Genomic DNA, 24,072 nt, shown 5'->3' with positions numbered 1-24,072 from the left:
CTCCGCGCGGCTGTTCTTCGTGCCACCATCGTCCGGGCGGTGACTGGTGATACGAGATCAAGAGCGACAAGTACAAGAACGAGAACACGAGCAAGAACGAGAACGACACGACGCGCATGCAGAGACGGACATGGTGATGGCCCCGGACACCCAGCCCCCCGAGGAGGGCAAGGCCGACGTGCCCGAGCGGGTCTCCGGCGACGAGCCGCTGCTCGCCGCCCGTGTCCACCGGCCCTCCGACCTGATGAGGCTGCTCGCCGGCCTGCTCGCGATCGGGCTCGTCATCGCCATCGCCGCGTTCGCCCACGCGACGACCTCGGGCCTTGAGGAGGACATCAACAAGGGCGCGGTCGGCGCACCCGACGTCTTCGTCAAGATCGCCGGTCTCGTCTCCTCCATCGCCGTCCTGCTGGTCCCGGTCGCCTTCGCCATCGAACGTCTGATCAAACGTGACGGGCTGCGCATCGCGGACGGCGTCCTCGCCGCCGTCCTCGCACACGGCGTCACCCTCGCCACCGACCTCTGGGTCGCCCAGGCCGCGCCCGGCACGATCCAGGACGCGCTGACCCAGCCGCAGTCCGGCGGCGGGCTCACCGACCCGGTGCACAACTACCTGGCCCCGGTGATCGCGTACATGACGGCCGTCGGCATGGCCCGCAGACCCCGCTGGCGGGTGTCGCTGTGGGCGGTGCTGCTGCTCGACGCGTTCACGATGCTGGTGGCCGGCTACACCACCGCGCTGTCGATCATCCTGACCGTCCTGATCGGCTGGACGGTGGCGTACGGCACGCTGTACGCGGTCGGCTCCCCCAACGTCCGGCCCACCGGCCAGACCCTCCTCGCCGGCCTGCGCCGGGTCGGATTCAAACCGGTGACCGCGCTGCGCGCCGAGGGCGTCCCGGACTCCGCGGACAGCGGCGACCGGGGCCGCCGGTACATCGTGACCCTGGAGGACGGGCCACCGCTGGACGTCACCGTCGTCGACCGGGAGCAGCAGGCCCACGGCTTCTTCTACCGGGTGTGGCGGCGGATCACCCTCCGGACGATCACCACCCGCCGCTCGATCGTCTCGCTGCGGCAGGCCCTTGAGCAGGAGGCGCTCCTCGCGTACGCGGCCATCGCCGCCGGGGCGAACGCGCCGAAGCTGATCGCCACCTCGGAGCTCGGCCCGGACGCCGTGATGCTCGTGTACGAGCACATCGGCGGACGCAGTGTGGACTCGCTGGACGACGCCGAGATCACCGACGAACTGGTCCGCAGCGCCTTCCGCCAGGTGCGGGCGCTCCAGTCGCGCCGCATCGCGCACCGCAGGCTCACCGGCGACGCGATCCTGGTGGATCGTTCCGGCAGGGTGATCCTCACCGAACTGCGGGGCGGCGAGATCGCGGCCGGCGACATCATCCTGCGGATGGACGTCGCCCAGCTGCTCACCACCCTCGGTCTGCGGGTCGGGGCCGAGCGGGCGGTCGCCGCCGCCGTCGAGGTCCTCGGCCCCGACACCGTCGCCGACTGTCTGCCCCTGCTCCAGCCGATCGCCCTGAGCCGCTCCACGCGCGCGACGCTGCGGAAACAGGCCCGGGAGCGGTCGGCACGCGAGCGTGAGGCCGTGCTCGCCGCCTCGGAGGCGGCCAAGCACGAGCGGGAGCTCGCGAAGGCGGCGGCGCACGGCGGGCCCGAGACCGTGCAGACGGAGACGAAGGCCGAGAAGAAGGCGGACAAGAAGGCCGAGAAGCGGGCGCTCGACGAGGCTCTCGACGAGGCCCGCGAGGAGGACCTGCTCTCCCAGATCCGTCAGCAGGTGCTGCTGATCCGCCCGCAGGCGCCGGTGGAGCCGGTCCGTCTGGAGCGGATCAAGCCGCGGACGCTGGTCAGTCTGATCGCGGGCGCGGTCGCCGCGTACTTCCTGCTGTCGCAGATCGCCCGTACACCGCTGTCGACGGTCAGCCAGGCGGACTGGCGGTGGGTGGCGGCCGCCGTGGTGTTCTCGGCGCTCAGCTATGTGGCGGCGGCGATGGCCCTGGTGGGCTTCGTACCGGAGCGGGTGGGGTTCTGGCGGACGGTGGTGGCGCAGGTCGCCGGCTCGTTCGTGAAGATCGTCGCCCCGGCGGCGGTCGGCGGTGTGGCCCTCAACACCCGCTTCCTCCAGCGCGCGGGCGTGCGCCCCGGGCTCGCGGTGGCGAGCGTCGGTGCCTCGCAGCTGTTCCAGCTCGGGGTGCACATCATGCTGCTGCTCTCCTTCGGCTATCTGACGGGTACGGAGAAGTCGCAGTCCTTCACCCCGTCGAGGACGGTCATCGCGGGTCTGCTCACGGTCGCGGTCCTCGTTCTGGTCGCGACGGCGATCCCCTTCATGCGGAAGTTCGTCTCGACCCGGCTGCGGTCGCTGTTCGCCGGTGTCGTGCCGCGCATGCTGGACGTCCTCCAGCGGCCGATGAAGCTGGTGACCGGCATCGGCGGGATGCTGCTCCTGACCGCCGCGTTCGTGTTCTGCCTCGACGCCTCGATCCGGGCGTTCGGGCACGGGACCGTGACGGTCAGCTACGCGAGCGTGGCCGTCGTCTTCCTCGCGGGCAACGCGCTCGGCTCGGCGGCGCCGACGCCCGGCGGCGTCGGCGCGGTCGAGGGCGCGCTCACCCTCGGTCTGGTGGCGGTGGGCCTGCCCATCGAGGTCGCGACCCCGGCGGTGCTGCTGTACCGCCTGCTCACGCTGTGGGTCCCGGTGCTGCCGGGCTGGATCTGCTTCAACTGGCTGACGAGGCGCGGAGCGCTGTAGCGGACCACCGCCCGTCGCCCCGCGCCCCCACGATCACCGCCCGCCGCCCGCCACCCGCATGGACCTCCGTCCCGCGCGGGTGCGCGGGCGGCGGCACACCATGGGCCTATGCCGATCTCCGCCGCCCAGCGCGCCGCTCTGTTCACCGCCACCACCGTGCTGCTCGCCGCCGGGTGCTCGGACGGCGGAGAGGGGACGGCGGAGCAGGCGCGGCCGAGCGGCTCCGGCGGCCTCTCCGCGCTGACGGCGCAGAAGCTGTCCTGGGCCCCCTGCCCGGCCCCTTCGGCCGCCGAGGGCGGCGGGCCCGCGCCCTCCCCGCTGCCCGGCGGCGCGACCTGGGAGTGCTCCTTCCTGCAGGCGCCGCTCGACTGGTCGGTGCCGGAGGGCGAGACGATCGAGCTGGCCCTCATCCGGGCCCGGGCCCGCGACAAGAACCGGCGGATCGGTTCGCTCGTCTTCAACTTCGGCGGTCCCGGCGGCTCCGGCATCACCGGCCTGCCCGGCTTCGCCACCGACTACGAGACCCTGCGCGGCCGCTACGACCTGGTGTCCTTCGACCCGCGCGGAGTGGGCCGCAGCGACCCGGTCGAGTGCGCCGGCGACAAGGAACTCGACGCCTACTACGCCCTGGACTTCACGCCCGACGACGAGGCGGAGGAGCGGACGCTGTCGGAGGCGCAGAAGAAGTACGCGACCGGCTGCGAGCGGGACGCCGGCCCGGCCCTGCCGCACGTCGGCACCGAGAACGCCGCCCGGGACATGGACCTGATGCGCCAGGTCCTCGGCGACGAGAAGCTCCACTACTTCGGCATCTCGTACGGCACCGAACTCGGCGGCGTCTACGCGCACCTGTTCCCGAAGAACGTCGGCCGGGCCGTCTTCGACGCCGTCGTCGACCCGGAGGCGGGTGTCGAGGACGGCGCGCTCGGCCAGGCGAAGGGCTTCCAGCTCGCCCTGGACAACTTCGCCCGGGACTGCGTCGACCGGGGCGCGGAGTGCACCCTGCCCGGTACGACCGTCGCCGAGGTCGAGTCCTTCGTGACGGACCTCCTCGCGGCCCTCGACAAGGAGCCGATCCCGGGCATCGGGGACCGGAAGCTGACCCAGACGCAGGCCACCAACGGCATCGCGCAGGCCCTGTACTCCAAGGAGTACTGGACCTATCTGGAGCAGGGGCTCGACGCGGCGGACGGCGGCGACGGGGCGCTGCTGCTCTCGCTCTCGGACGCGATGAACGGGCGCGGCGAGAACGGCTCGTACAGCAACATCCAGGCCGCCAACGCCGCCATCAACTGCGTGGACTTCAAGGAGCGCTACACCCTCGGCCAGGCGAAGGAGCGGCTCGGCCGGTTCCGTGAGGCGTCCCCCGTCTTCGGCGACTTCATGGGCTGGGCGCTGGCGGGCTGCGCGCAGTGGCCGGTGCCGGGGCTCTGGGAGCACCCGGACGTCTCCGCGCCCGGTTCGGCGCCGATCCTTGTCGTCGGCAACACCGGCGACCCGGCCACCCCGTACGAGGGCGCCCGCTCGATGGTGGAGGCGCTCGGCCAGGGCGTCGGCGTGGAGCTGACGTACGAGGGCGAGGGCCACGGTGCCTACAACAGCGGCAACGCGTGCGTGAAGAAGGCCGTCGACGCGTACCTCCTGGACGGCCGGGTCCCCGCCTCGGGAACCGTCTGCAAGTAGCCCGGCCCCGGGAGCCCGGCCCGGTGGACAAGACACCCCCTAGGATGACCGCCTTGCCGGGATCCTGGGGGAACACATGTCCGTACGGATACGTATGACGGTTCTGGCCGTGACGGGGGTACTGCTCGCGGGCTGTACGAGTGCGGGCGGCGGGGCCCCCGGCCCCGCCTCCACCTCACCGACGACCACCGGAACAGGCCCGACGGCCACCGAGGCCGGTCCGCCGGACGCCACCCCGGCGCTCCCCGGCCCCCTCACCGGCCAGCGCCTCGACTGGAAGCGCTGCCCCGCCCCGGAGGGCGGGCAGCGGCCCGGCGCGGAGTGGCGCTGCGCCACGGTGACGGTGCCGCGGGACTACATGAAGCCGGCGGGCGCCACCCTCCCGGTCGCGCTGATCCGCAAGCAGGCCACCGACGAGCGCGGCCGCATCGGCTCGCTGCTGTTCGACTTCGGCGGCCCCGGCGCCTCCGGGGTCGACATCCTGCCCCGGGCGGCCGAGGAGTACCGGGGCCTGAACGAGCGCTACGACCTGGTCGGCTTCGACCCGCGGGGCGTGGGCCGCAGCGCGGGCGTGGTCTGCCGCACGGACGCCGAACAGGCCGCCGCCGAGGCCACCGTCGACCTCACCCCGGACACGGCCGCCGAGGAGGCCGCGTACCTCAAGGACAGCACCGACTTCGCCGCCGGCTGCGCCGAGCGCTCCGCCCCGCTCCTCGCGCACACCACGACCAGCGCCACCGCCCGGGACCTGGACCTGATCCGGCAGGTCCTCGGTGACGAGAAGCTCCACTACTTCGGTATCTCGTACGGCACCCAGCTCGGCGGCACGTACGCCCATCTCTTCCCGGGGAAGGTGGGCCGGCTCGTCCTCGACGCCGTCGTCGATCCGACCGCCGACACCTTCGGGCACGCCCGCCACCAGACGACCGGCTTCCAGCGGGCCCTGGACAACTACCTGAAGAGCACCGGCCAGGACCCGAAGGCCGGGACCGAGCGGATCGCGCGCCTGCTGCGGAAGCTGGACCGGGCCCCGCTGACGGTCGGCGAGCGCCGGCTCACCGAGAGCCTGGCGCTCACGGGCATCGCGGTGACCCTGTACGGGAAGGCCAACTGGCCCCTGCTGACCCAGGGCCTCCAGGAGGCCGGGGCCGGTCGCGGCGGCGCCCTGCTCGCGCTCGCCGACGCCTACAACGACCGTGACGCGAGCGGCCATTACTCCACCCAGTCCCACTCCCAGCGGGCGATCTCCTGCGCCGACTCCAGCACGCGGCCGACCGCCGCGCAGGCGAAGGCGCTGCTGCCCGAATTCCGCCGCCTCTCCCCCGTGTTCGGCGCGTTCCTCGCCTGGGACACGGCCGGCTGGTGCGCCGGGTGGCCGGTGAAGGGCGAGCGGGCGACCCCGGAGGCGAGCGCCCCGGGCGCGGCCCCGGTCCTGGTGGTGGGGACGACGGGCGACCCGGCGACCCCCTACGAGGGCGCGGAGCGGATGGCGAGGGAACTCGGGGACGGCGTCGGCGTCCTGGTGACCAACAGGGGCGAGGGGCACGGCGCCTACGGCACCTCGCGGTGCGTGACGGAGAAGGTCGACGCGTACTTCCTCAAGGGCACGGTCCCGGAGTACGGCACGACCTGCTGAGCGCGAGCGCATGACGAAGGGCCCGGACCTCCTGAGGAGGTCCGGGCCCTTCGACGAGTCGCCTAGTAGACCGGCTTCTCGGGCTCGATCTGGTGGACCCAGCCGATCACGCCGCCGCCGACGTGCACCGCGTCCGCGAAGCCCGCGGACTTGAGCACGGCGAGGACTTCCGCACTGCGGACACCCGTCTTGCAGTGCAGGACGATCCGCTTGTCCTGCGGGAGGTCCTGGAGGGCGGTGCCCATCAGGAACTCGTTCTTCGGGATCAGACGCGCGCCCGGGATCGAGACGATCTCGTACTCGTTCGGCTCGCGGACGTCGATGATGTCGATGTTCTCGCCCTCGTCGATCCACTCCTTGAGCTGCTTCGGAGTGATCGTGGAGCCGAGCGCCGCCTCCTGGGCCTCCTCGGACACGACGCCGCAGAAGGCCTCGTAGTCGATGAGCTCGGTGACGGTCGGGTTCTCGCCGCAGACCGCGCAGTTCGGGTCCTTGCGGACCTTGACCTGGCGGTACTGCATCTCCAGAGCGTCGTAGATCATCAGGCGGCCGACCAGCGGGTCGCCCACGCCGGCCAGGACCTTGATGGCCTCGGTGACCTGGATGGAGCCGATGGACGCGCACAGCACGCCGAGGACGCCGCCCTCGGAGCAGGACGGGACCATGCCCGGCGGCGGGGGCTCCGGGTAGAGACAGCGGTAGCAGGGGCCGTACTCGGACCAGAACACGGACGCCTGGCCGTCGAAGCGGTAGATCGAACCCCACACGTACGGCTTGTTCAGCAGCACGCAGGCGTCGTTCACCAGGTAGCGCGTGGCGAAGTTGTCCGTGCCGTCGACGATCAGGTCGTACTGGCTGAAGATGTCCATCACGTTCTCGGCTTCGAGCCGCTCTTCGTGGAGGATCACGTTCACGTACGGGTTGATGCCGAGCACGCTGTCGCGTGCCGAAGCGGCCTTGGAGCGGCCGATGTCGGCCTGGCTGTGGATGATCTGCCGCTGGAGGTTCGACTCGTCGACCTCGTCGAACTCCACGATGCCGAGCGTGCCCACGCCGGCGGCGGCCAGGTACATCAGCGCCGGCGAGCCGAGGCCGCCGGCACCGACACACAGCACCTTCGCGTTCTTCAGCCGCTTCTGCCCGTCCATCCCGACGTCCGGGATGATCAGGTGGCGGGAGTACCTGCGGACCTCGTCTACGGTGAGCTCGGCAGCCGGCTCGACCAGGGGTGGCAGCGACACGGGGACTCCGGTTGTCGGTATGTCAGTACGGTTGTTCTCCCCGTAACACTGCCACGCCTCTTCTCATTCCGAGACACCCGGTCCGATCCGCGAGACGATTTCGTCCCAGTAGCCGGGCAGCGAGTGAAATGCCGCGGTTTGCCCCGGGGTCCCCGTCCGGTCGGTGAAGAAGATCGTCCCGGCCCCCTGCCAGCGGGCGATCCGCAGCGCCTCCTCCAGGTGGGTGCGCGGGACGCCGTGCACGAGATGGACGAACTTGGCCTCCGTGTACTCGGCCGTCCACTCGGCCGCCTGTGACCAGCGGTAGTCCGCCCACGGACCGGAGAAGGTCACCAGCTGGTCGGCGGTCTCCGCGTATCCCGGGTGGGGGTGGGTGCCGTGGCCGAGGACGAGGTGGGCCTCGCCGCCGAGGATCGCCTCCAGGGTCGCGGTGACCCGCCGCACCCCGGCCAGGTCGGCCCGGTCCGCGGGGCAGCGGTCCAGGTAGAAGCCGTCCACCCGGTACCAGTCGAGGAAGCGGTGGGCGTCCGAGACCAGCTCCCCGAACGGCCGGGAGCCGTAGGAGGCGTCCAGGTGCCCGAGGACCCGGACCCCGGCGTTGCGGAGCCTGCCCGCCGCCTCAAGACAGTGCGGGTCCGGACGGCTGCCGGGACCCTCCGCCACATTGAGCACCGCCCAGTGCAGCGGTGTCCCCGGCCGGGTCAGCTCGCCCCACTCGACGGGGGCGAGCAGCGGGTGGGCGTAGCCGGGCACGCCCACCCCCAATGCCTGGACGGCTCCGGTCGCCGTCAGATGCGACACGCCGCCTCCATCCAGATGTCGGCGAGCGACTCCTCCAGGTTGATCCGGGGCCGCCAGCCCAGCCGGTCGCGGGCGGTGCGCACGTCGGCCTGCTGCCAGGGGCCGCAGCCGTCGGGGTACGGGTACGGCGCCGAGGCCAGCTGGTCGGCGATGGTCCCCTCGGTGCGGGGTGCGCCGATCATCGGGCGCTGCGGCATGCCGTGCGGGGCGTCCAGCTCGTGGAGGTTGCCGGAGTAGCCGGCGACCCGGGCGAGGACGGCGGCGGCGTCACGGAGGCGGACCGCCCGGCCGGTGCCGATGTTGACGACGCCCTGCGCGGCGGAGAGCGAGGCGGCGTGCACGGCCCGCGCCACGTCCCGGACGTCGACGAAGTCCCGCTGCACCCCGAGTCCGCTGAGCTTCAGCTCGCCGTCCCCGGCCTGCATGGCCCGGCGCATGGCCTCGGCCAGACGCCCGAGCGGCGAACCGGCGGGCGTGCCCGGCCCCACGGGCGAGAACACCCGGAGCACCACGGCGTCGAGCCCCGAGCCGAGGACGAGTTCGGTCGCCGCCAGCTTGGACACCCCGTACGGCCCGCCGGGGCGGGGTACGGCGTCCTCGGCGGTCGAGGAACCGGGCTGGCTCGGCCCGTACTCCGAGGCGCAGCCGACCTGGACGAGCCGGGCGCCGCAGCCGCTGCGGCGCAGGGCCTCGCAGACGGTGGCGACGGCGACGGTGTTGTGCCGGGTCAGGTCGCGGGCGCCGCCGCGGGTGGCGCCCGCGCAGTTGACGACGACCCCGGGGTGGACGGCGTCGAGGAAGCGGGTCAGCGCGCCCGGACTCCCGGAGGCGAGGTCGAAACGCACATCGGCGTCGTCCCCCCGGCCGAGCGCGGTGAGGTGCACGGCCGGGTCGGCGAGCAGGCGGTCGGCGACGAAGCGGCCGATGAAGCCGTTGGCTCCGAGCAGTAGCACCCTCATCGCGCGGCCCCTTCGTGCCGACCGGCCGGTCCTTGGGATTGAGGGGTCATGGTCTTCGGTCTCCTTGCGGGGTGATGAGAGAGGTGACGGGGCACGCCCGCGGCGTCGGCTCCGCGGGTGTGCGGGGTGTTCATGGGCTCTTCACGGGGTGGCGTGGGCGGAGGCCCGGACGAGGGCGCCGGTCGCGTGGGCCAGCAGGCCGAACGCGGCGGCGCCGCAGACGAGGGTGGGTACGGCCCCGGGACCCCAGGTGTCGACGAGGGCGCGCACCGGGGCGGCGAGCGCGTCGAAGCCGGGGACGGGGACGCGGGAGGCGAGGACGCTCGCGAGGGCGAGCGCCTCGGCGGCGCAGGCGGCGGCGAGGGCGGCGGTGGCCGTCTCGGGGAAGCCGTGGACGGTGAGGAGCCGGGCGAACAGCAGGAGGGCGCCGAGGGCCAGGGCCCCGGAGCTGAACCCGGTGAGTTCGAGGAGGCCGGTGAGGGCGAGGAGTTGGAGGGTCACGGTGGCGAGGAGCAACGGGCGGACGCCGGCGGCGAAGTCGGCGAGGCCCCGGCTGACGACGATCCGGCGGCGGGCCCGGTTCGCGAAGAGGCGGGCGCACCAGGCGGTGGGGGCGACGGCGAGCGCGAGGCCCAGGAGCGGTCCGGTGGTCAGGTCCCAGGGGCCGTCGGGGCCGCCGCTGAGCACCTGGCCGAGGAGTCCGTCGCCGCCGACCGCGTAGGCGAGGAGCCAGAGGGTCCAGAGGCGGGCGGCGGGCACGCTCCGGCCCTCGGGGACGCGGAGCGGGCCGCGCCGGACGGCGAGCAGCAGGGCCCCGGCGAGGAGGAGGGCGCCGGTGGCGCCGACGGCGAACCGTACGGGGCCGTGGGTGAGGGCGAGTCCGATGCCGGTGAGCGCGGCGGCGGCGCCGGGGGTGAGGACGGCGAGCACCCACGCGTCGGTGTCCTGTCGGACCGGCGCGGGGGGCGGGGCCGGTTCGCTTCCCCGGGGCACGCGCGCGTAGAGCTCCTCGGCGAGCGAGAACACGTCCCGGTGCCGGAAGCGCGCGGCGGTGCGGTCGGTGAACCCCTGCGCTTCGAGTCCGGCGGCGATCTCCAGCGGGTCGACGGCCCGCGCGCAGAGCTCCCGGTGGCGGTGCATGAGCACCTTGACGGGGTCGGCGTGCCCGCGCCGGGGGCGGGCGGCGGCGGGGGCACGGGCGGAGGGGCCGTCGGCCGGGACCGGGAGGCCGGGCGTACGGGAGTCCGGCGCGGTGCTCTCCGGCGCGGTGTCCGCCTGGGCGCTGTCCGCCCGCGCGGTGTCCCCCGGCTCGGGGGGGATCTCGGCGGCCTCCCCCTGGGCCCGGCCTATCCCGGAGGGCGGTCCGTCCATCGGTTCGGCCGGGTCCGACCGGTCGGCGCCGGCCACCGGAGCGGCCGGGTCCTCCGGGCCGCGGAGGTCGAGCGTCCCGCCGGTGGGCGGGGTGAGGGCGGGGGCGCCGAGGAGGGCCTCGGAGCGGGCGTCCCAGGCTCCGGGGCTCGTCGGGGCGGCGGAGCCGCGCATGGGGGTGCCTCCTTCAGGCATCGGGGGCTCCTGTCCCGGCGTTCACGGTCTGGTTGGCCCAGCTGCCCCGTACATGTGCCTCGGCGGGGTGGGCGAAGGGCACGCCGTCCCCGGGGCGGTGGCGCACGGGCGCGTGGGAGAGGAGCTCCAGGTAGATACCGCGGAACGCGGCGAGGTTCTGTTCGACGGTGAAGAGTTCGAGCGCGCGGGCGCGGGCGGCGGCGCCGAGCCGGTAGCGGCGCTCGGGGTCGCGGAGCAGCGCGAGGCAGGCGTCGGCGAGCGCCCGGGGGTTGCGCGGGGGGACGACGAGGCCGGTGCCGCCGATGATCTCGACGACCGCGCCGACATCGGTGGAGACGGTGGCGCGCGCGCAGAACATCGCCTCGACGAGGGTGGCGGGGAAGCCCTCCACGACGCTGGACAGGACGACGACCGCGCCGGAGGCGTAGGTGTCCTCCAGGGTGGGCGCCTCGGGGCCGCCGAGTTCCTCGAAGGTGACCGGGTTCTCGCCGACGGCGTGCGCCCCGGCGGCCTCGTCGGGGAAGAGCTGGGCGGCGAGCCCCCTGCAGTGCGTGAGGTACGCGCCGGCGCCGGGTTCCCGTACGGGCACGGCGACGATCCGCAGCCGGGCGTCGGGCTGCCGTGACCGGATCTCCGCGAAGGCGTGCAGCAGCGCGATGAGGTCCTTGGCGGGTTCGACGCGGCCGACCCAGACGAGGGTGGCCGGGTCGCCGCTCTCCTCGTCCTCGCCGACCTCGGCGAAGCGGTCGGCCGCCATGCCGGGGTGGACGGTACGGATCCGGGCCCGGTCGGCGCCGCACTTCTCCTGCCAGCGGCGGGTGTGCGCGTTGCCCGGGGTGAGGAGCGCGGCCTGTCCGTAGACCTCGGCGGCGAGCCGGCCGTGGAGTGCGGCGAGCAGCGCCCGCAGCGGGGCGGAGCGGTCGGCTCCGGCGGTGGAGAGGTAGTGGGAGCGGAGCGGTGCGCCGTACTCGGTGACGAGCAGCGGGGTCCCGAAGAAGCGTTTGGCCAGGAGGCCGGGGAGAGCGGTGGTGCCGCCGGCGGTGGCGTGGCAGAGGTCGGCCGCGCCGAGGGCCTCCTCCTCGTACCAGTCGAGGGAGAGCGGGCGCAGGGCGCGCTCGACGTGCTCGACGAAGGCGAGGTGGTCGGGGAGGCCAGCGGCGGCGGCGCCCCGGCTCGCGCCGGCCGCGCGGCAGGCGGCTTCGAGGGCGCGGACGGCGTCGTCGGAGCGGAGCGCACCGGGGAGTCCGCCGCGCTCGCGGGCGAGTTCGGCGAGCGCGTAGAGGCCCGTGGCGAAGGCGTCGTGGTCCTCCGCGCAGAGCCCGGCCGTCAGCCGGTGGAAGGCCTCGGTGAAGCGGTGGCGGTCGCGGCGGCCGTAGGCGCGGCGGGCGGCGCGGGGGCCGAAGGCGGTCCGTTCGAGGAGGTTCCCGTGGGCCGGGGCCGCGTCGGAGGCCCCCCGGCCGACGGTGCGGACGACGCGGGTGTTCGGGGGGAGCGGCGTCGGGGTGCCGGAGCCGCCGAGGGAGTACAGGTCGAACTGGTGCTGCCCGAGCCCGCGTACGAGCCGCTCGCACCAGCGTCCGGATTCACCGGTGGCATACGGGTAGCCACCCTCCGTGAGCAGTCCGATCCGCACGAGTGCACCCCCGATCTCCCTTGGCGGCGGCCACCGTTGGTCCGGTGACTCGCAGCGGGAAGAACGTAAGCGGAGAAACCGGTGGTGCGACGGACGGTTGTCCGTCGCACCACCGGAAGGGGTGAATGCACGTAACTTTCCCGCCCCCGTCGCGTTCTGTCGCGCTAAGCGTCAGATCCGTCACGGAAGGTCAGGCAAGGGCCAGCCCCTGGCGCCTCTCCCGGCGCTCAGCCCGTCGGGTACACCCAGGGGTTGGCGCGGCACTTGATTCCGCCGATGTTCAGCGACTTCGTCTGCTGCTGCATCACCGGGGCGAGCGCGCCGGGGGTACCGCATCTCACATGGCCGTGCCCGAGCCGGTGCCCGACCTCGTGGTTGATGAGCATCTGCCGGTAGGCGTACATCGCCTTGGGGCCGAAGGTCGCCGATCCCTGCGCCCAGCGGAAGGCGTTGATCATCACGCGCTCGGTGGAGGCCGAGTCGCAGGACACGTTGTCGACGGTGGTGTCGAGACGGGACTTCGCGCACCAGTCGCCCGTGGTGCCGGGGCTGGCGAGCGTGAGCACGAACTGGGACTCCCCGCTGGAGACCCGCTCGAAGGTCATCGCTCCCTGCCCGGCCCAGCTGCGCGGGTCGTTCAGGGTCTTGTGCACGGCGTCGGCGAAGAGGCCCGGGTCGAGCCCGAGCCCCTTCTCGATGTCGATCCGGTAGCGGATCAGGCGCCCCTTCCCGGGTGCCTTCTGGAAGCCCGGCACGGTCGTGAACTCGCCGGAGCCTTCCAGTTTCGGGTCGATCGGGAACTGCCGGGTCATCAGCTGCTCGTACGTGGGCGCCGGGGTGGCGGCCGGGGCCGGGGCTGCCGGGGTCTTCGGGGTGGCCCGTCCGTCGGAGCGGGAGGCGGAGTCGTCCGCGGCCCGCTCGGCGGGCCGCTCGGCGGCGCGGGCGGTGGCCGGGGCGTCCTTCCGGTCGGCGACCTGCCCGGCGACGACGAAGGCGAGGACGGTGGCGACGGCGGCAGCCGCGACACCTGTGAGGGTACGGCCGAGACCGCCCCGGACGACCGGGGCCTCGACCGCCTCGGGTACCGGTTCGGGCGCGCTCTCACGGCGGGGCCCGGGGACGAACGCCGCCCGGGAGTCACCCTGTTCGGGCCCGTCGGTACGGGGGGAGCCGTGCCGGGACGCGTACTGCTGGGGTCGCGGCGCGGAGCCCTCGTCGTGCTGCGGGTGCCCGCCACGTACGGGAGTCCGGTACGCGGGAACACCGTGCGCGGGGGTCCCGGGCGTCCCGTGCGCGGGAGTGTCGAAGGCGGATCCGACGTATCCGGAGGCACCGTAGGAGGGGGTGCCGTGGGCGGGGGTCCCCTGCCCCGGGGCCCCGTGGGCGGGGGCGCCGTGCGCCGGAACGCCGCGCGCGGGGGTGCCGTACGCGGGGATGCCGTGCGCCGGAGTGCCGTACCCGGGTGCGCCGTGCGCGGGACCCCTGTACCCCGGTGCCCCCTGTCCCGGCGGCGGTCCCGGTCGCCCCTGGGTGCCCGGTGCGGTCTGGCCCCCGTCGGGCGTCCTGCGCCGGCGGCCCGGCCCCGGGGCGCGCTCGGCGGGTGCTCCCTGCGGCTGCGCCGCCCCCGTCGTCCGTCCGGGGGCCGGCTGCTGACCGGTGTCGGCCACCGGCGGCGCGGAGCCCTTGCGACTATGTCGTCCCACGCCCCGGATCAGCTCCCGCCGTTGTCGGCGATCAGGTCCCGGACGGCCTGGGCGACCGTTTCGGGGTACTCCATCATCGCCACGTGCCCCGCCTCGGGGAGGGACAGCAGGCGCGAGCCGCGGAAGGCGGCGGCGGCCTTGCGGGCCATCCGGTACGAGACGAGCTGGTCGCGCCCGCCGTAGACGAGCAGCGTGGGGGCGAGGACGCGTTCCGCCTGCCGCCACAGTCCGTGCTGCCCGCCGAGCGTGTACGCGTCGACGATGCCGCGCGAGGAGCGTGCCATGGCGTCCCAGAAGTAGGGAAGCTCCAGGCGCCGTTCCATCTCCTCGACGGCGTGCCGGAGGCCCTCGTCGGAGACCCGGCCGGGGTCTCCGTAACAGAGGGAGAGGACGCCCCGGACGCGCTGCTCGGCCGTCCAGTCCTTGCTGAGCTTCGCGAAGGCCGAGGCGACGCCGGGCACCGCGAGCAGCACCGTGGGCCAGGCGGTGCGCTGGGCGCGCAGCTCGGGCAGGGCCGGGGAGACCAGGGTGAGGGTGCGGACCAGGTCGGGCCGGGCGGCGGCGACCCGGGTGGCGACGGCGCCGCCCAGCGAGTTGCCGAGGATGTGCACGGGCCCGCGGCCGGCGGAGTCCAGGAGGCGGATGACGGCGCGGGCGTGCCCGGTGATCGAGTAGTTGCCGTCGTCGGGCGGCGGGGAGTCGCCGAAGCCGGGGAGGTCGACGGCCTCGCCGTCGACGAGGTCCGCGAGCAGCGGCATCAGGGCGGACCAGTTCTGCGAGGAACCGCCGAGGCCGTGGACGTACAGCGCGGGCGCCAGGCCGGGCCCGGTGCCGGGCCGGGCGCGCACCGTGAGGGTGAGTCCGGGCAGCGACACGGAGCGGAGCTCCTCGCCGTCGGCGACCCGCACGGCGCGGGTGGTGCGCGGGGTGGGTGGCGCGGCGGCGGTCCGGGTTTCCGGCAGCTCGGTCGACGACATGGCCGCAATATTACGAGACGATCACGCGGCGAGGCGTGTGGGTGCCGTCACAGGTGCGTGTGCGGCGGGGCGCGGGTGCTCCTAGGCTCGAAGAGAGGGCCTTCGGAGAGGACCGCGACCCGCATGCCGGAAGGAACCGCATGACTGCCGATCCGACCGATCCGGACACATTCGCCGAGGAAGAGGACGCCGTGCTGGACCAGGAGATCCCGGAGGCCGACGCCGCCGAGCAGCACACGGATCTGCGGCAGCGCGAGGACGAGCAGGTCACCCATGTCGAGCGCGACTCGGCGAACGAGGCCGACTCCTCCGAGCAGGCGCGTGTGGTCACCCTGGACGAGGACGACTACCGCTGAGACGGCACCGGCACCGGTGAGACGGCCGCCGGCGGGGCGACTCCCGCCGATTTGTTCGGTTTAATATTGAATCGACTGTCGACCGGGGCGTCCGGTCCGTGAAATTCTGCGTTCGCACCGCGCACAGCCGGGTTACCCAAAAGTACGATGGCGGCGCGTGCGACAGCGCGCATGGATCGATTCTTGGGAGGCCGCGTGAGCGCCATCGAGCAGACAGAGGCAGCACGCCCTCGGGGCACGCGCCTGCCGCGACGTGCCCGACGGAACCAGCTCCTCGGTGCCGCCCAGGAGGTGTTCGTCGCCCAGGGTTACCACTCGGCCGCGATGGACGACATCGCGGAGCGGGCCGGCGTCAGCAAGCCGGTGCTCTACCAGCACTTCCCCGGAAAGCTGGAGCTCTACCTCGCCCTGCTCGACCAGCACTGCGAGTCCCTCCTCCTCTCGGTGCGGACGGCGCTGGCCTCCACCAGCGACAACAAGCTGCGGGTCGCGGCCACGATGGACGCGTACTTCGCCTACGTCGAGGACGAGGGCGGCGCCTTCCGGCTCGTCTTCGAGTCCGACCTCACCAACGAACCGGCCGTACGCGAGCGCGTGGACCGGGTGAGCCTCCAGTGCGCCGAGGCGATCTCCGACGTGATCGCCGAGGACACCGGCCTGTCCAAGGACGAGTCGATGCTGCTCGCCGTGGCCCTCGGCGGTGTCTCCCAGGTCGTCGCCCGCTACTGGCTGTCGAGCGGGTCCGCCATCCCGCGCGACAAGGCGGTCGGCCTGCTGACCTCGCTCGCCTGGCGCGGCATCGCCGGCTTCCCGCTGCACGCGGTGGAAGGCCAGCTGAGCGCCGAGGGGCACTGACCGCCGGACGCACCTGCCGTCCCGCGTGTGTTCGCTCCTGGCGTGTCCGAGTGAACCGTGTGCGTCCCCTCACCGGGCTAATGTGTGCAGCGTACGGCGCGGGTATTCGCGCAACGCTGACCGTTCGGAGGGACATAGCCGTGGAGGTCAAGATCGGCGTGCAGCACGCACCCCGGGAGATCGTTCTGGAGAGCGGGCAGTCCGCCGAGGAGGTGGAGCGCGCCGTCGCCGACGCGCTGGCCGGCAAGGCGCAGCTGCTCAGCCTCTCGGACGAGAAGGGCCGCAAGGTCCTCATCCCGGCCGAGAAGATCGCGTATGTGGAGCTCGGCGAGCCCGCCGTGCGCCGCGTGGGCTTCGGCGCGCTCTGAGCCCGGGATCTACGGGGAAGGCCCGGTGGACCGTCACGGTCCACCGGGCCTTTCGCGTACCGGCGCGGCTCGTCCCTACGGGTCGTTCGTATGCCTGTATGGCCACGTCAGCGCGTACGGAAGGATTGCGTGCCGGACGCCCGGGGTAGGAGGGATCTCGACCGCACCACCCGCCCCGCACCCCTCGCGAGGTGATCAGCAGTGTTCCTGGAAGTCCTCGGTTCCGCCCTGCTCGGTTTCGCCCTGGCCTGGGCCGCCGTGCACCGGCTGCCCGACCGCCTCCCCGTCCGGGTGATCGTCCTCGTCACCGGCACGCTGGGCGGTGTGTTCGGCGCGCTCGTCACCCACGGAGCCCTGGGCCCCGGTCACTTCCTCGCCACCCTGGTCGGCGCGGTGGCGGTGGCGGCGGTGCTGCTCTCGCTGCTGGTCAGGCCGGCCTCACGCCGTCTGCGCCGATCAGCCGCGATGTGAACCGACACGAGAGATGAGCCGGCACGAGCGGCCGGTCGAAGAGACCCGCGTACGGAGACCGCACGCGGGCCTCCGTACGACAGCTACGACAGCTACAGCAGGTACAGCAGCTGCGGCGGGGAAGACCCGGGCGGAGGCCTAGGCGGCCAGGCCCAGCGCGGCCATCCGCTTGGTGTGCGCCTCGGTGATCCGGGAGAACATCCGGCCGACCTCCGCGAGGTCGAAGCCGTCCGCCACGCCGCCGACCAGCATCGTCGAGAGCGCGTCGCGCTCGGCGACCACGCGCTGGGCCTGCGAGAGCGCCTCACCCATCAGCCGGCGGGCCCACAGCGCGAGCCGGCCGCCGACGCGCGGATCGGCGTCGATCGCCGCACGGACCTTCTCCACGGCGAAGTTGCCGTGGCCGGTGTCGTCGAGCACGGACAGCACGAGCCCGCGCGTGTCGGAGTCGAGGCGGGCCGCGACCTCCCGGTAGAAGTCGCTGGCGATCGAGTCGCCCACATAGGCCTTGACCAGGCCCTCAAGCCAGTCCGACGGCGCGGTCATGCGGTGGAAGTCGTCGAGCGCCTTGGCGAAGGGCTCCATGGCCGCGGTCGGCTCGGCGTCCACCTCGGCGAGGCGGTCGCGGAGCCGCTCGAAGTGGTGGAACTCGGCCGAGGCCATCTTCGCCAGCTCCGCCTTGTCGCCGAGGGTCGGCGCCAGCTTGGCGTCCTCGGCGAGCCGCTCGAAGGCCGCGAGCTCTCCGTAGGCGAGGGCGCCGAGGAGGTCGATCACGGCGGCGCGGTACTGCGGCTCCTCGGCGGCCGTCGCCCAGTCCTTGGCGGCGATCCCGGTGGGTGTGGCGTTGTCAGGCGTCTCCATGGAGCGCACAATAGCCCGCTCGCGCACCCTGGGAAGGCGCTGGTCAGTCAGTGTGACCGTGCCCTCATCACCATTTCTCCCAACACACATGCGCGATTCCGGGGTACAGTGATAAGGCGCCTGCTGATTATGCGGACATGCTTTGGCACGTTCGGACGTATTCGGTGGGCCGACTCATGAATGAGGATGCCCGGTCGGTGGCCCGATCGGCTCCGGCCCGACAGCCCTTCCGGCGGACCCGCGGAAGGGTCACCCTCAGCGGTACGACGCTCGAGCGACGGCAGTGGTCCCGCGCCGCCCGGCAGAGATCCCCCAGGATCCGGCCGGCAGTTCCTGGCACGGTACGACCCCCTTCGTTCGCCTCGCGCCGCGTCTCACAGAAGAGGCAGCACCCTGACTACGACTTTCCGAGAACTCGGAATCCTTCCCGAGACGGCCGAGGCCCTTGAGGCCGTCGGCATCGTCACCCCCTTCCCCATCCAGGAGATGACCCTTCCGGTCGCCCTCACCGGCACCGACGTCATCGGCCAGGCCAAGACCGGCACGGGCAAGACCCTCGGTTTCGGTCTGCCCATCCTGGAGCGCGTCACCGTCCCCATGGACGTCGAGATGGGCCGGGCCAAGCCCGAGCAGCTCACCGACGCCCCGCAGGCGCTCGTCGTCGTCCCCACCCGCGAGCTGTGCCAGCAGGTCACCAACGACCTGCTCACCGCCGGCAAGGTGCGTAACGTCCGTGTGCTCGCCATCTACGGCGGCCGGGCGTACGAGCCCCAGGTCGAGGCCCTCAAGAAGGGCGTCGACGTCGTCGTCGGCACCCCCGGCCGACTGCTCGACCTGGCCGGCCAGCGCAAGCTCGACCTGTCGCACGTCAAGGTCCTCGTCCTGGACGAGGCCGACGAGATGCTCGACCTCGGCTTCCTGCCCGACGTCGAGAAGATCATGAACATGCTTCCGGCGAAGCGTCAGACCATGCTGTTCTCGGCCACCATGCCGGGCGCCGTCATCGGCCTGGCCCGCCGCTACATGTCGCAGCCGACGCACATCCGCGCCACCTCGCCCGACGGCGAGGGCGTCACCGTCGCCAACATCAAGCAGCACGTCTACCGCGCGCACAACATGGACAAGCCGGAGATGGTCTCCCGCATCCTGCAGGCCAACGGCCGCGGGCTCGCGATGATCTTCTGCCGCACCAAGCGCACGGCGGCCGACATCGCCGAGCAGCTGGAGCGCCGCGGCTTCGCCTCCGGCGCGGTCCACGGCGACCTCGGCCAGGGCGCCCGCGAGCAGGCGCTGCGCGCCTTCCGCAACGGCAAGGTCGACGTGCTCGTCTGCACCGACGTCGCCGCCCGCGGCATCGACGTCGAGGGTGTCACCCACGTCATCAACTACCAGTCGCCCGAGGACGAGAAGACCTTCCTCCACCGCGTCGGCCGCACCGGCCGCGCCGGTGCGAAGGGCACCGCGGTGACGCTGGTCGACTGGGACGACATCCCGCGCTGGCAGCTCATCAACAAGGCGCTCGGCCTGGACTTCCACGACCCGGTCGAGACGTACTCCAGCTCCGCGCACCTCTTCGAGGAGCTGGACATCCCGGCGGGCACCAAGGGCATCCTGCCCCGCGCCGAGCGGACCCGCGCGGGTCTGGGCGCGGAGGAGCTGGAGGACCTGGGCGAGCCCGGCGGCCGCCGTGCGCGCGGCCCGAAGACCGACAGGCCCGAGCGGACCGAGGAGCGCCCCGAGCGCACCCGGACCCCGCGTCAGCGCCGTCGCACCCGTGGCGGCGAGTCCGACGCCCCGGTGTCGGCGGCCCCGGCCGCCGAGTCGGCGCCGGTGACCGTGCCCGCGACGGTGCCGGCGACGGACGAGGCGCAGGCCGAGTCCGGCCCGCGCACCCCGCGCCGCCGCCGCCGCACCCGCGTCGGCGCCCCGGGCGCCGCTCCGGTGACGCAGCCGCAGTCGGCTCCGGTGGCCCAGGCCGCCGCTCCGGTGGCCCAGGCCGCCGCTCCGGTCGCCGCCCCGGTCACCCGGGCCGTGGTGGAGGCCGCTCCGGCGCCCGCCGCCGAGGCCCCGGCCGCCGAGCCGAAGACCCCCCGCCGCCGTGGCCGTACGGCCGCGCGTCCGGAGGCCGTGCGCTCCGCCCCCGTCTTCCAGGCCCCCGCGGCCCAGGAGCCGGCCCCGGCGCCGCGCCGTCGTCGTCCCCGCATCCGCCCGGTCGAGGACACCGTCTCCTTCCAGACCGTCGAGACCGCCGCGGCCGCCCTGCGCGCCGCGCCGGCCGCCCCGGTCGTCGAGGCCGCGCCCGCCCCGGCCGCCGTCGAGGAGGAGCCGAAGAAGGCTCCCCGTCGCCGTACGGCCAAGAAGGCCACCACGGCCTCCGCCCCGGCCGCCACCGTCGTCGCCGAGCCGGTCGTCGAGGCCGTCGTCGCCGCCCCGGTGGTCGCCGAGCCCGTCGCGCCCGTCGTCGAGGCCCCGGTCACGGCCGAGGTTCCCGCGCCGCGTCGTCGCCGTGTGGTGCGCAAGGCGGCCGGTTCGCCGGTCACCTCCACCCCGGTCGTCGAGGCGATCGTGGAGCCCGCGCCCGCCCCGGTCGTCGAGGAGGAGCCGAAGAAGCCCGCGCGGCGCCGTGTGGTCCGCAAGGCCGCCGGTTCGCCGGCCGTCTCCGCCCCGGCCGAGACCGTCATCGTGACGGCCCCGGCGGCCCCGGTGGTGGAGGCCGCTCCGGCCGCCGCCGTCGAGGCCCCGGTGGAGGAGCCGAAGAAGGCCCCCCGTCGCCGTACGGCCAAGAAGGCCGCCGTCGTCGAACCGGCCGCCGAGCCGGTCGCCGAGGCCGTCGAGGCCCCGGCCGCCGAGGAGGCCCCGAAGGCTCCCCGTCGCCGGGCCGCCAAGAAGACCGCGGTGGCCGCCGAGGCGCCCGACGCCTCCGAGCCGAAGGCCCCGGCCCGTCGCCGTACGACGAAGAAGGCCGCGGCTGCCGCCGAACCGGCCGCCGAGGCCGAGGCGCCGAAGGCCCCGCGCCGTCGCACCACGAAGAAGGCCGCGGCCCAGCCGGAGAGCTGATCCCGTCCGTCCCACCGCCGCGGCCCGGCCCCTCCCCAGGGGCCGGGCCGCGGCGTCGTACGCGGACCGCCCCGGTACTCGCCGCTCCGGTTACAGTCCAGACATGAGCAAGCCCCGGTCCCTCGTCCTGCCGCCCCGCACCCGTGCCCACCGGCTGGTGACCGCGCGCGGCGCCTTCGCCGTGCTCGACACGGCACCGGCGGGCGACCGGCGCGGCACGGTACTGCTGCTGCCCGGGTACACCGGCAGCAAGGAGGACTTCCTCGGCCTGCTCGGGCCGCTGAGCGAGGCCGGGTACCGGGCCGTCGCCGTCGACGGGCGCGGTCAGCACGAGACCCCGGGCCCGCGCGGCCGGGCCGGCTACCGGCGCCGGGCGCTCGCGCTCGACGCGGTGGCGCAGGCCGCCGCCCTCGGGGACGGTCCCGTCCATCTGCTCGGCCACTCCTTCGGCGGCCTGGTGGCCCGCGCGGCGGCCTCGCTCGCCCCGCGCGCCTTCCGTTCGCTGACGCTGCTGTCCTCGGGCCCCCGCCGGGTGGCCAGGCCGCAGCGCATCCGGGTACGGGTGCTGCGCGCCGCGCTCGCGCTGCTGCCCAAGGAGCGCGTCTGGCAGGCGATGTGCTGGCTGGACAGCCGGGGCGAGGAGCCGGACACGGACGACGCCCCCCAGCTCGCGGGCTTTCTGCGGCGGCGCTGGATGCGCACCCGTATCGCCCAACTCTCGGGCGCGGGGCGGCTGTTGCTCAGCCGACAGGACGGTACGGCCCAGTTGACCGCGCTGCGGATGCCACTGCACATGGCGTACGGGGCGGACGAGATGGTCTGGTCGACGGCGGACCTGGCGGCGACGGCGGCCCGCACCGGCGCGCACCACACGGTGGTGGCGGGCGCCGGTCACTCCCCCAACGTGTCGCACCCGCGCGAGCTGGCCGACCGGCTCACCGAGTTCTGGGAACGGCCCGCGTCAGAACTGCGCCTTGAGGTGCTGCCAGAAACCGTCCCGCAGGGCACGCCGGAGTGAGGCGTGGCCGCGCAGGGAGCGGCTGAGCAGGCGTTCCGCCTCGACGAGCAGGTCCTGGTCGACGGGTCCCGGCAGGTAGGGCGCGCTGGGCAGGAGTTCGGCGAGCCGGTCCCTGCCGCGCTCGCCGAGCCAGGTCGCCGCGATCTGCGCGCCGATGAAGCGCACCTCCTCGCGGGAGGGCGGCGGCTCGCCCTCGTTCTCGTACGTGGTGACCGGGCGGCGGGTGACGTACGGGCGGCAGAAGTCCAGCTCGAAGGTGCGCTGGCTGTCGACCTCCCAGAGCAGCGCCTCGGCCTGGTTGCGTCCCTCGGCGGCCTCGATGCCCCAGAGGTGGACACGGGCGCCGTAGCCCTGCGCGGCCTCGACGGCCGAGACGAGGTCCTCGTCGCCGCCGACGAGCGCGGCGTCGCTGATGGCGCGGTGGCGGGCGAGGGACTCCAGGTCCGTGCGGATCAGGGAGTCGACGCCCTTCTGCTGGTTGTTGGCGTTGAGGTTGCCGAGGCGGACCTTGACGTCGGGGAGTTCGGCGATGGCCTGCTGCTCGGGCGTGTGGATACGGCGTCTGGCCCCGTCGTACCAGTAGACGCGGAGCAGTCTGCTGTCGGCGAAGATCGTCCGGGCCGTGTCGATGAGCGCCTCGATGAGGCCCTCGGCGTCGAGGTCGAAGGAGCGCCGGTCCTCGGTACCCGCCACAAGCAACCCGGCCGCAGCATGGACGTAACCCGCGTCGACGAAGATGGCGTGCGTGGAGGGAGTCTTGGCGACCTCGGCCAGCATCCGCTGAAGGAGCTCATTGGTGCGCTCCAGGCGGGCGTCCAGCGCGTGGAGGCGGGTGTCGGTCTCGGTCACCTGAGTGGTGTCTGCGTCGTTCATACGGGGCTCATTGTCCGCCGCTCCGGGCCCGGCCGCCACACCCTTCTACCCGTTAGTAGTTAGCCTTCCGAAAATTTTCCTTAGCGTAAGGAATGTTTGCAGGGTGCAACTCGTTGGACCCCTATGTAACGCAGTTCTCCATCAGGAGGATCAACTCAGACGAAGGGAGAAGCCTGTGCGCTTCGAAATCCTGCGACTCGACGACATCGACGGTACGCCCGTCGACCGGACCGTCGTGGACGCCGCCTCCGTCAATCGGATCGTGCAGCAGGCCGCCTCGATCGGCCAGCGCATCTGGATCCGCCCCGCCGAGACCTCGGCCTCGTAACAGGCCGGGTCCACACCACGCACCGCGCCCCCGCACGGACTTCGCAAGAGCGGAATCCGTACGGGGGCGCAGTGGCGTCCGGGGGCTCCCCCGGGGGCCCGAGTCAGGCGTTCTGGATGACCTGGGTGACGCCGTTGATGATCTGCTGCACCGCGATGGCGGAGAGCATCATGCCGGCGAGCCGGGTCACCAGGACCACGCCGCCGTCCTTGATGACGCGGATGATCAGCAGCGAGTACCGCATGGTCAGCCAGAGCACGACGTGCATGGCCGCGATGGCGGTCCAGACGGAGACCTGCGAGGCCACGCTGTCGGCGTTCTGCACGGCGAGGATGACCGAGACGATGGCGCCGGGTCCGGCGAGCAGCGGCATGCCGAGCGGGACGAGGGCGACGTTCACGTCCTTGGTCTGCTTGGGCTCGTCGGTCTTGCCGGTGAGCAGGTCGAGCGCGATGAGCAGCAGCAGGAGACCGCCCGCGATCATCAGCGCGGGGACGGAGACGTGCAGGTAGTCGAGGATCTGCTGCCCGAGCAGACCGAAGACGGTGATGACGCCGAACGCCACGGCGACGGCCTGCCAGGCCATCCGGCGCTGCACCTTGGCCGGGCGGCCGGAGGTGAGGGCGAGGAAGATCGGCGTGATCCCGGGGGGATCCATGATCACGAAGAGGGTCAGGAAGAGCGAGCCGAAGACGGCGACGTCGAACACGGTGGGGTGCCTTGCGGGAGATGCGAACGGTGGGGTGCCGGCCCGACCGGGCGGAATCCAGGATTCCGGAGGCGGGGCAGGAAGAACGCCGCCACGCGCGACACGGGGTCACGGGGGGCGGACCGGAAGGAAGAGGAGCCCTGGGACGACGGGGGGCGGAGCCTGGCCGGCGGGGCTGGACGGGCCGGGCACGGCCGGGCCGGACAC

At 73.5% G+C, this 24,072-nt stretch carries 20 protein-coding genes; 10 read left to right on the top strand and 10 right to left on the bottom strand.

The window, feature by feature from the left end; all coding sequences use genetic code 11:
• Positions 1-130: 130 nt before the first annotated feature.
• The 3 genes from V4Y03_RS22705 to V4Y03_RS22695 all read left to right on the top strand — a co-directional run bounded on the left by V4Y03_RS22705 (position 131) and on the right by V4Y03_RS22695 (position 6,092).
• Positions 131-2,773, top strand: a complete 2,643-nt coding sequence (locus V4Y03_RS22705; protein WP_442809845.1) for a flippase-like domain-containing protein — start codon at positions 131-133, stop codon at positions 2,771-2,773.
• Positions 2,774-2,881: 108 nt separating this feature from the next.
• Positions 2,882-4,456, top strand: coding sequence for an alpha/beta hydrolase (locus tag V4Y03_RS22700; RefSeq protein ID WP_332436118.1), 1,575 nt, complete (start codon positions 2,882-2,884; stop codon positions 4,454-4,456).
• Between the two features lie 76 nt (positions 4,457-4,532).
• Positions 4,533-6,092, top strand: coding sequence for an alpha/beta hydrolase (locus V4Y03_RS22695; protein WP_332436117.1), 1,560 nt, complete (start codon positions 4,533-4,535; stop codon positions 6,090-6,092).
• A gap of 62 nt (positions 6,093-6,154) precedes the next feature.
• Here V4Y03_RS22695 and moeZ read toward each other — a convergent pair whose 3' ends face one another.
• The 7 genes from moeZ to V4Y03_RS22660 form a co-directional block, all read right to left on the bottom strand.
• The gene (gene moeZ / locus V4Y03_RS22690) at positions 6,155-7,333 is read right to left on the bottom strand and encodes an adenylyltransferase/sulfurtransferase MoeZ (protein WP_317878376.1); all 1,179 of its coding nucleotides are present in this window, start codon (positions 7,331-7,333) and stop codon (positions 6,155-6,157) included.
• Between the two features lie 63 nt (positions 7,334-7,396).
• Positions 7,397-8,134 (bottom strand): spherulation-specific family 4 protein, encoded by a 738-nt coding sequence (locus V4Y03_RS22685; RefSeq protein WP_332436116.1) that lies wholly within the window; start codon positions 8,132-8,134, stop codon positions 7,397-7,399.
• Positions 8,122-9,093: an NAD-dependent epimerase/dehydratase family protein gene (locus V4Y03_RS22680; protein ID WP_317878378.1), complete on the bottom strand. Its 972-nt coding sequence runs from the start codon at positions 9,091-9,093 to the stop codon at positions 8,122-8,124. Before V4Y03_RS22680 ends, V4Y03_RS22685 begins: the two co-directional genes overlap by 13 nt.
• 141 nt (positions 9,094-9,234) lie before the next feature.
• Complete coding sequence (locus tag V4Y03_RS22675) at positions 9,235-10,656, bottom strand: hypothetical protein (protein ID WP_332436115.1); 1,422 nt, start codon at positions 10,654-10,656, stop codon at positions 9,235-9,237.
• A complete protein-coding gene (locus V4Y03_RS22670; protein ID WP_332436114.1) occupies positions 10,649-12,289 on the bottom strand; it encodes a DUF3492 domain-containing protein in 1,641 nt (546 codons plus the stop codon). The genes V4Y03_RS22675 and V4Y03_RS22670 overlap by 8 nt, the downstream gene beginning before the upstream one ends.
• Before the next feature lie 227 nt (positions 12,290-12,516).
• Complete coding sequence (locus V4Y03_RS22665) at positions 12,517-13,992, bottom strand: DUF3152 domain-containing protein (protein WP_332436113.1); 1,476 nt, start codon at positions 13,990-13,992, stop codon at positions 12,517-12,519.
• Between the two features lie 8 nt (positions 13,993-14,000).
• Positions 14,001-14,969 carry an alpha/beta fold hydrolase gene (locus V4Y03_RS22660; protein WP_317878695.1) on the bottom strand — a complete coding sequence of 323 codons (969 nt, stop codon included), beginning with the start codon at positions 14,967-14,969 and terminating at the stop codon, positions 14,001-14,003.
• 140 nt (positions 14,970-15,109) lie between these two features.
• Between V4Y03_RS22660 and V4Y03_RS22655 the strand changes: the two genes are divergently transcribed.
• The 4 genes from V4Y03_RS22655 (at position 15,110) to V4Y03_RS22640 (ending at position 17,019) form a co-directional block, all read left to right on the top strand.
• Positions 15,110-15,325 carry a hypothetical protein gene (locus tag V4Y03_RS22655; protein ID WP_332436112.1) on the top strand — a complete coding sequence of 72 codons (216 nt, stop codon included), beginning with the start codon at positions 15,110-15,112 and terminating at the stop codon, positions 15,323-15,325.
• A 195-nt stretch (positions 15,326-15,520) separates the two neighbouring features.
• Positions 15,521-16,180 (top strand): TetR/AcrR family transcriptional regulator, encoded by a 660-nt coding sequence (locus tag V4Y03_RS22650; RefSeq protein WP_317878693.1) that lies wholly within the window; start codon positions 15,521-15,523, stop codon positions 16,178-16,180.
• Between the two features lie 140 nt (positions 16,181-16,320).
• Positions 16,321-16,548 (top strand): DUF3107 domain-containing protein, encoded by a 228-nt coding sequence (locus V4Y03_RS22645; protein WP_015036001.1) that lies wholly within the window; start codon positions 16,321-16,323, stop codon positions 16,546-16,548.
• A gap of 201 nt (positions 16,549-16,749) precedes the next feature.
• A complete protein-coding gene (locus V4Y03_RS22640) occupies positions 16,750-17,019 on the top strand; it encodes a hypothetical protein (protein ID WP_317878692.1) in 270 nt (89 codons plus the stop codon).
• Positions 17,020-17,157: 138 nt separating this feature from the next.
• Here V4Y03_RS22640 and V4Y03_RS22635 read toward each other — a convergent pair whose 3' ends face one another.
• Positions 17,158-17,880 carry a ferritin-like fold-containing protein gene (locus V4Y03_RS22635; protein ID WP_317878847.1) on the bottom strand — a complete coding sequence of 241 codons (723 nt, stop codon included), beginning with the start codon at positions 17,878-17,880 and terminating at the stop codon, positions 17,158-17,160.
• A gap of 486 nt (positions 17,881-18,366) precedes the next feature.
• On the opposite strand from V4Y03_RS22635, the gene V4Y03_RS22630 reads away from it, so the two are divergent.
• The gene (locus V4Y03_RS22630) at positions 18,367-20,937 is read left to right on the top strand and encodes a DEAD/DEAH box helicase (protein WP_332436111.1); all 2,571 of its coding nucleotides are present in this window, start codon (positions 18,367-18,369) and stop codon (positions 20,935-20,937) included.
• A 103-nt stretch (positions 20,938-21,040) separates the two neighbouring features.
• Complete coding sequence (locus V4Y03_RS22625) at positions 21,041-21,955, top strand: alpha/beta fold hydrolase (protein ID WP_332436110.1); 915 nt, start codon at positions 21,041-21,043, stop codon at positions 21,953-21,955.
• On the opposite strand, the gene V4Y03_RS22620 is transcribed toward V4Y03_RS22625, so the two are convergent.
• Positions 21,899-22,828, bottom strand: coding sequence for an NYN domain-containing protein (locus V4Y03_RS22620; protein ID WP_317878146.1), 930 nt, complete (start codon positions 22,826-22,828; stop codon positions 21,899-21,901). The genes V4Y03_RS22625 and V4Y03_RS22620 overlap by 57 nt on opposite strands.
• 175 nt (positions 22,829-23,003) lie before the next feature.
• Here V4Y03_RS22620 and V4Y03_RS22615 point away from each other — a divergent pair, with 175 nt between their 5' ends.
• On the top strand, positions 23,004-23,156 hold the full coding sequence (locus V4Y03_RS22615) for a hypothetical protein (protein ID WP_086024648.1): 153 nt from the start codon (positions 23,004-23,006) through the stop codon (positions 23,154-23,156).
• 103 nt (positions 23,157-23,259) lie between these two features.
• On the opposite strand, the gene V4Y03_RS22610 is transcribed toward V4Y03_RS22615, so the two are convergent.
• A complete protein-coding gene (locus tag V4Y03_RS22610) occupies positions 23,260-23,865 on the bottom strand; it encodes a MarC family protein (protein ID WP_189800030.1) in 606 nt (201 codons plus the stop codon).
• Positions 23,866-24,072 lie beyond the last annotated feature (207 nt).

The organism is Streptomyces sp. P9-A4, assembly GCF_036634195.1.
In the GTDB taxonomy this organism is placed as follows: domain Bacteria; phylum Actinomycetota; class Actinomycetes; order Streptomycetales; family Streptomycetaceae; genus Streptomyces.
This window is presented reverse-complemented; position numbering and strand designations above follow the sequence as displayed.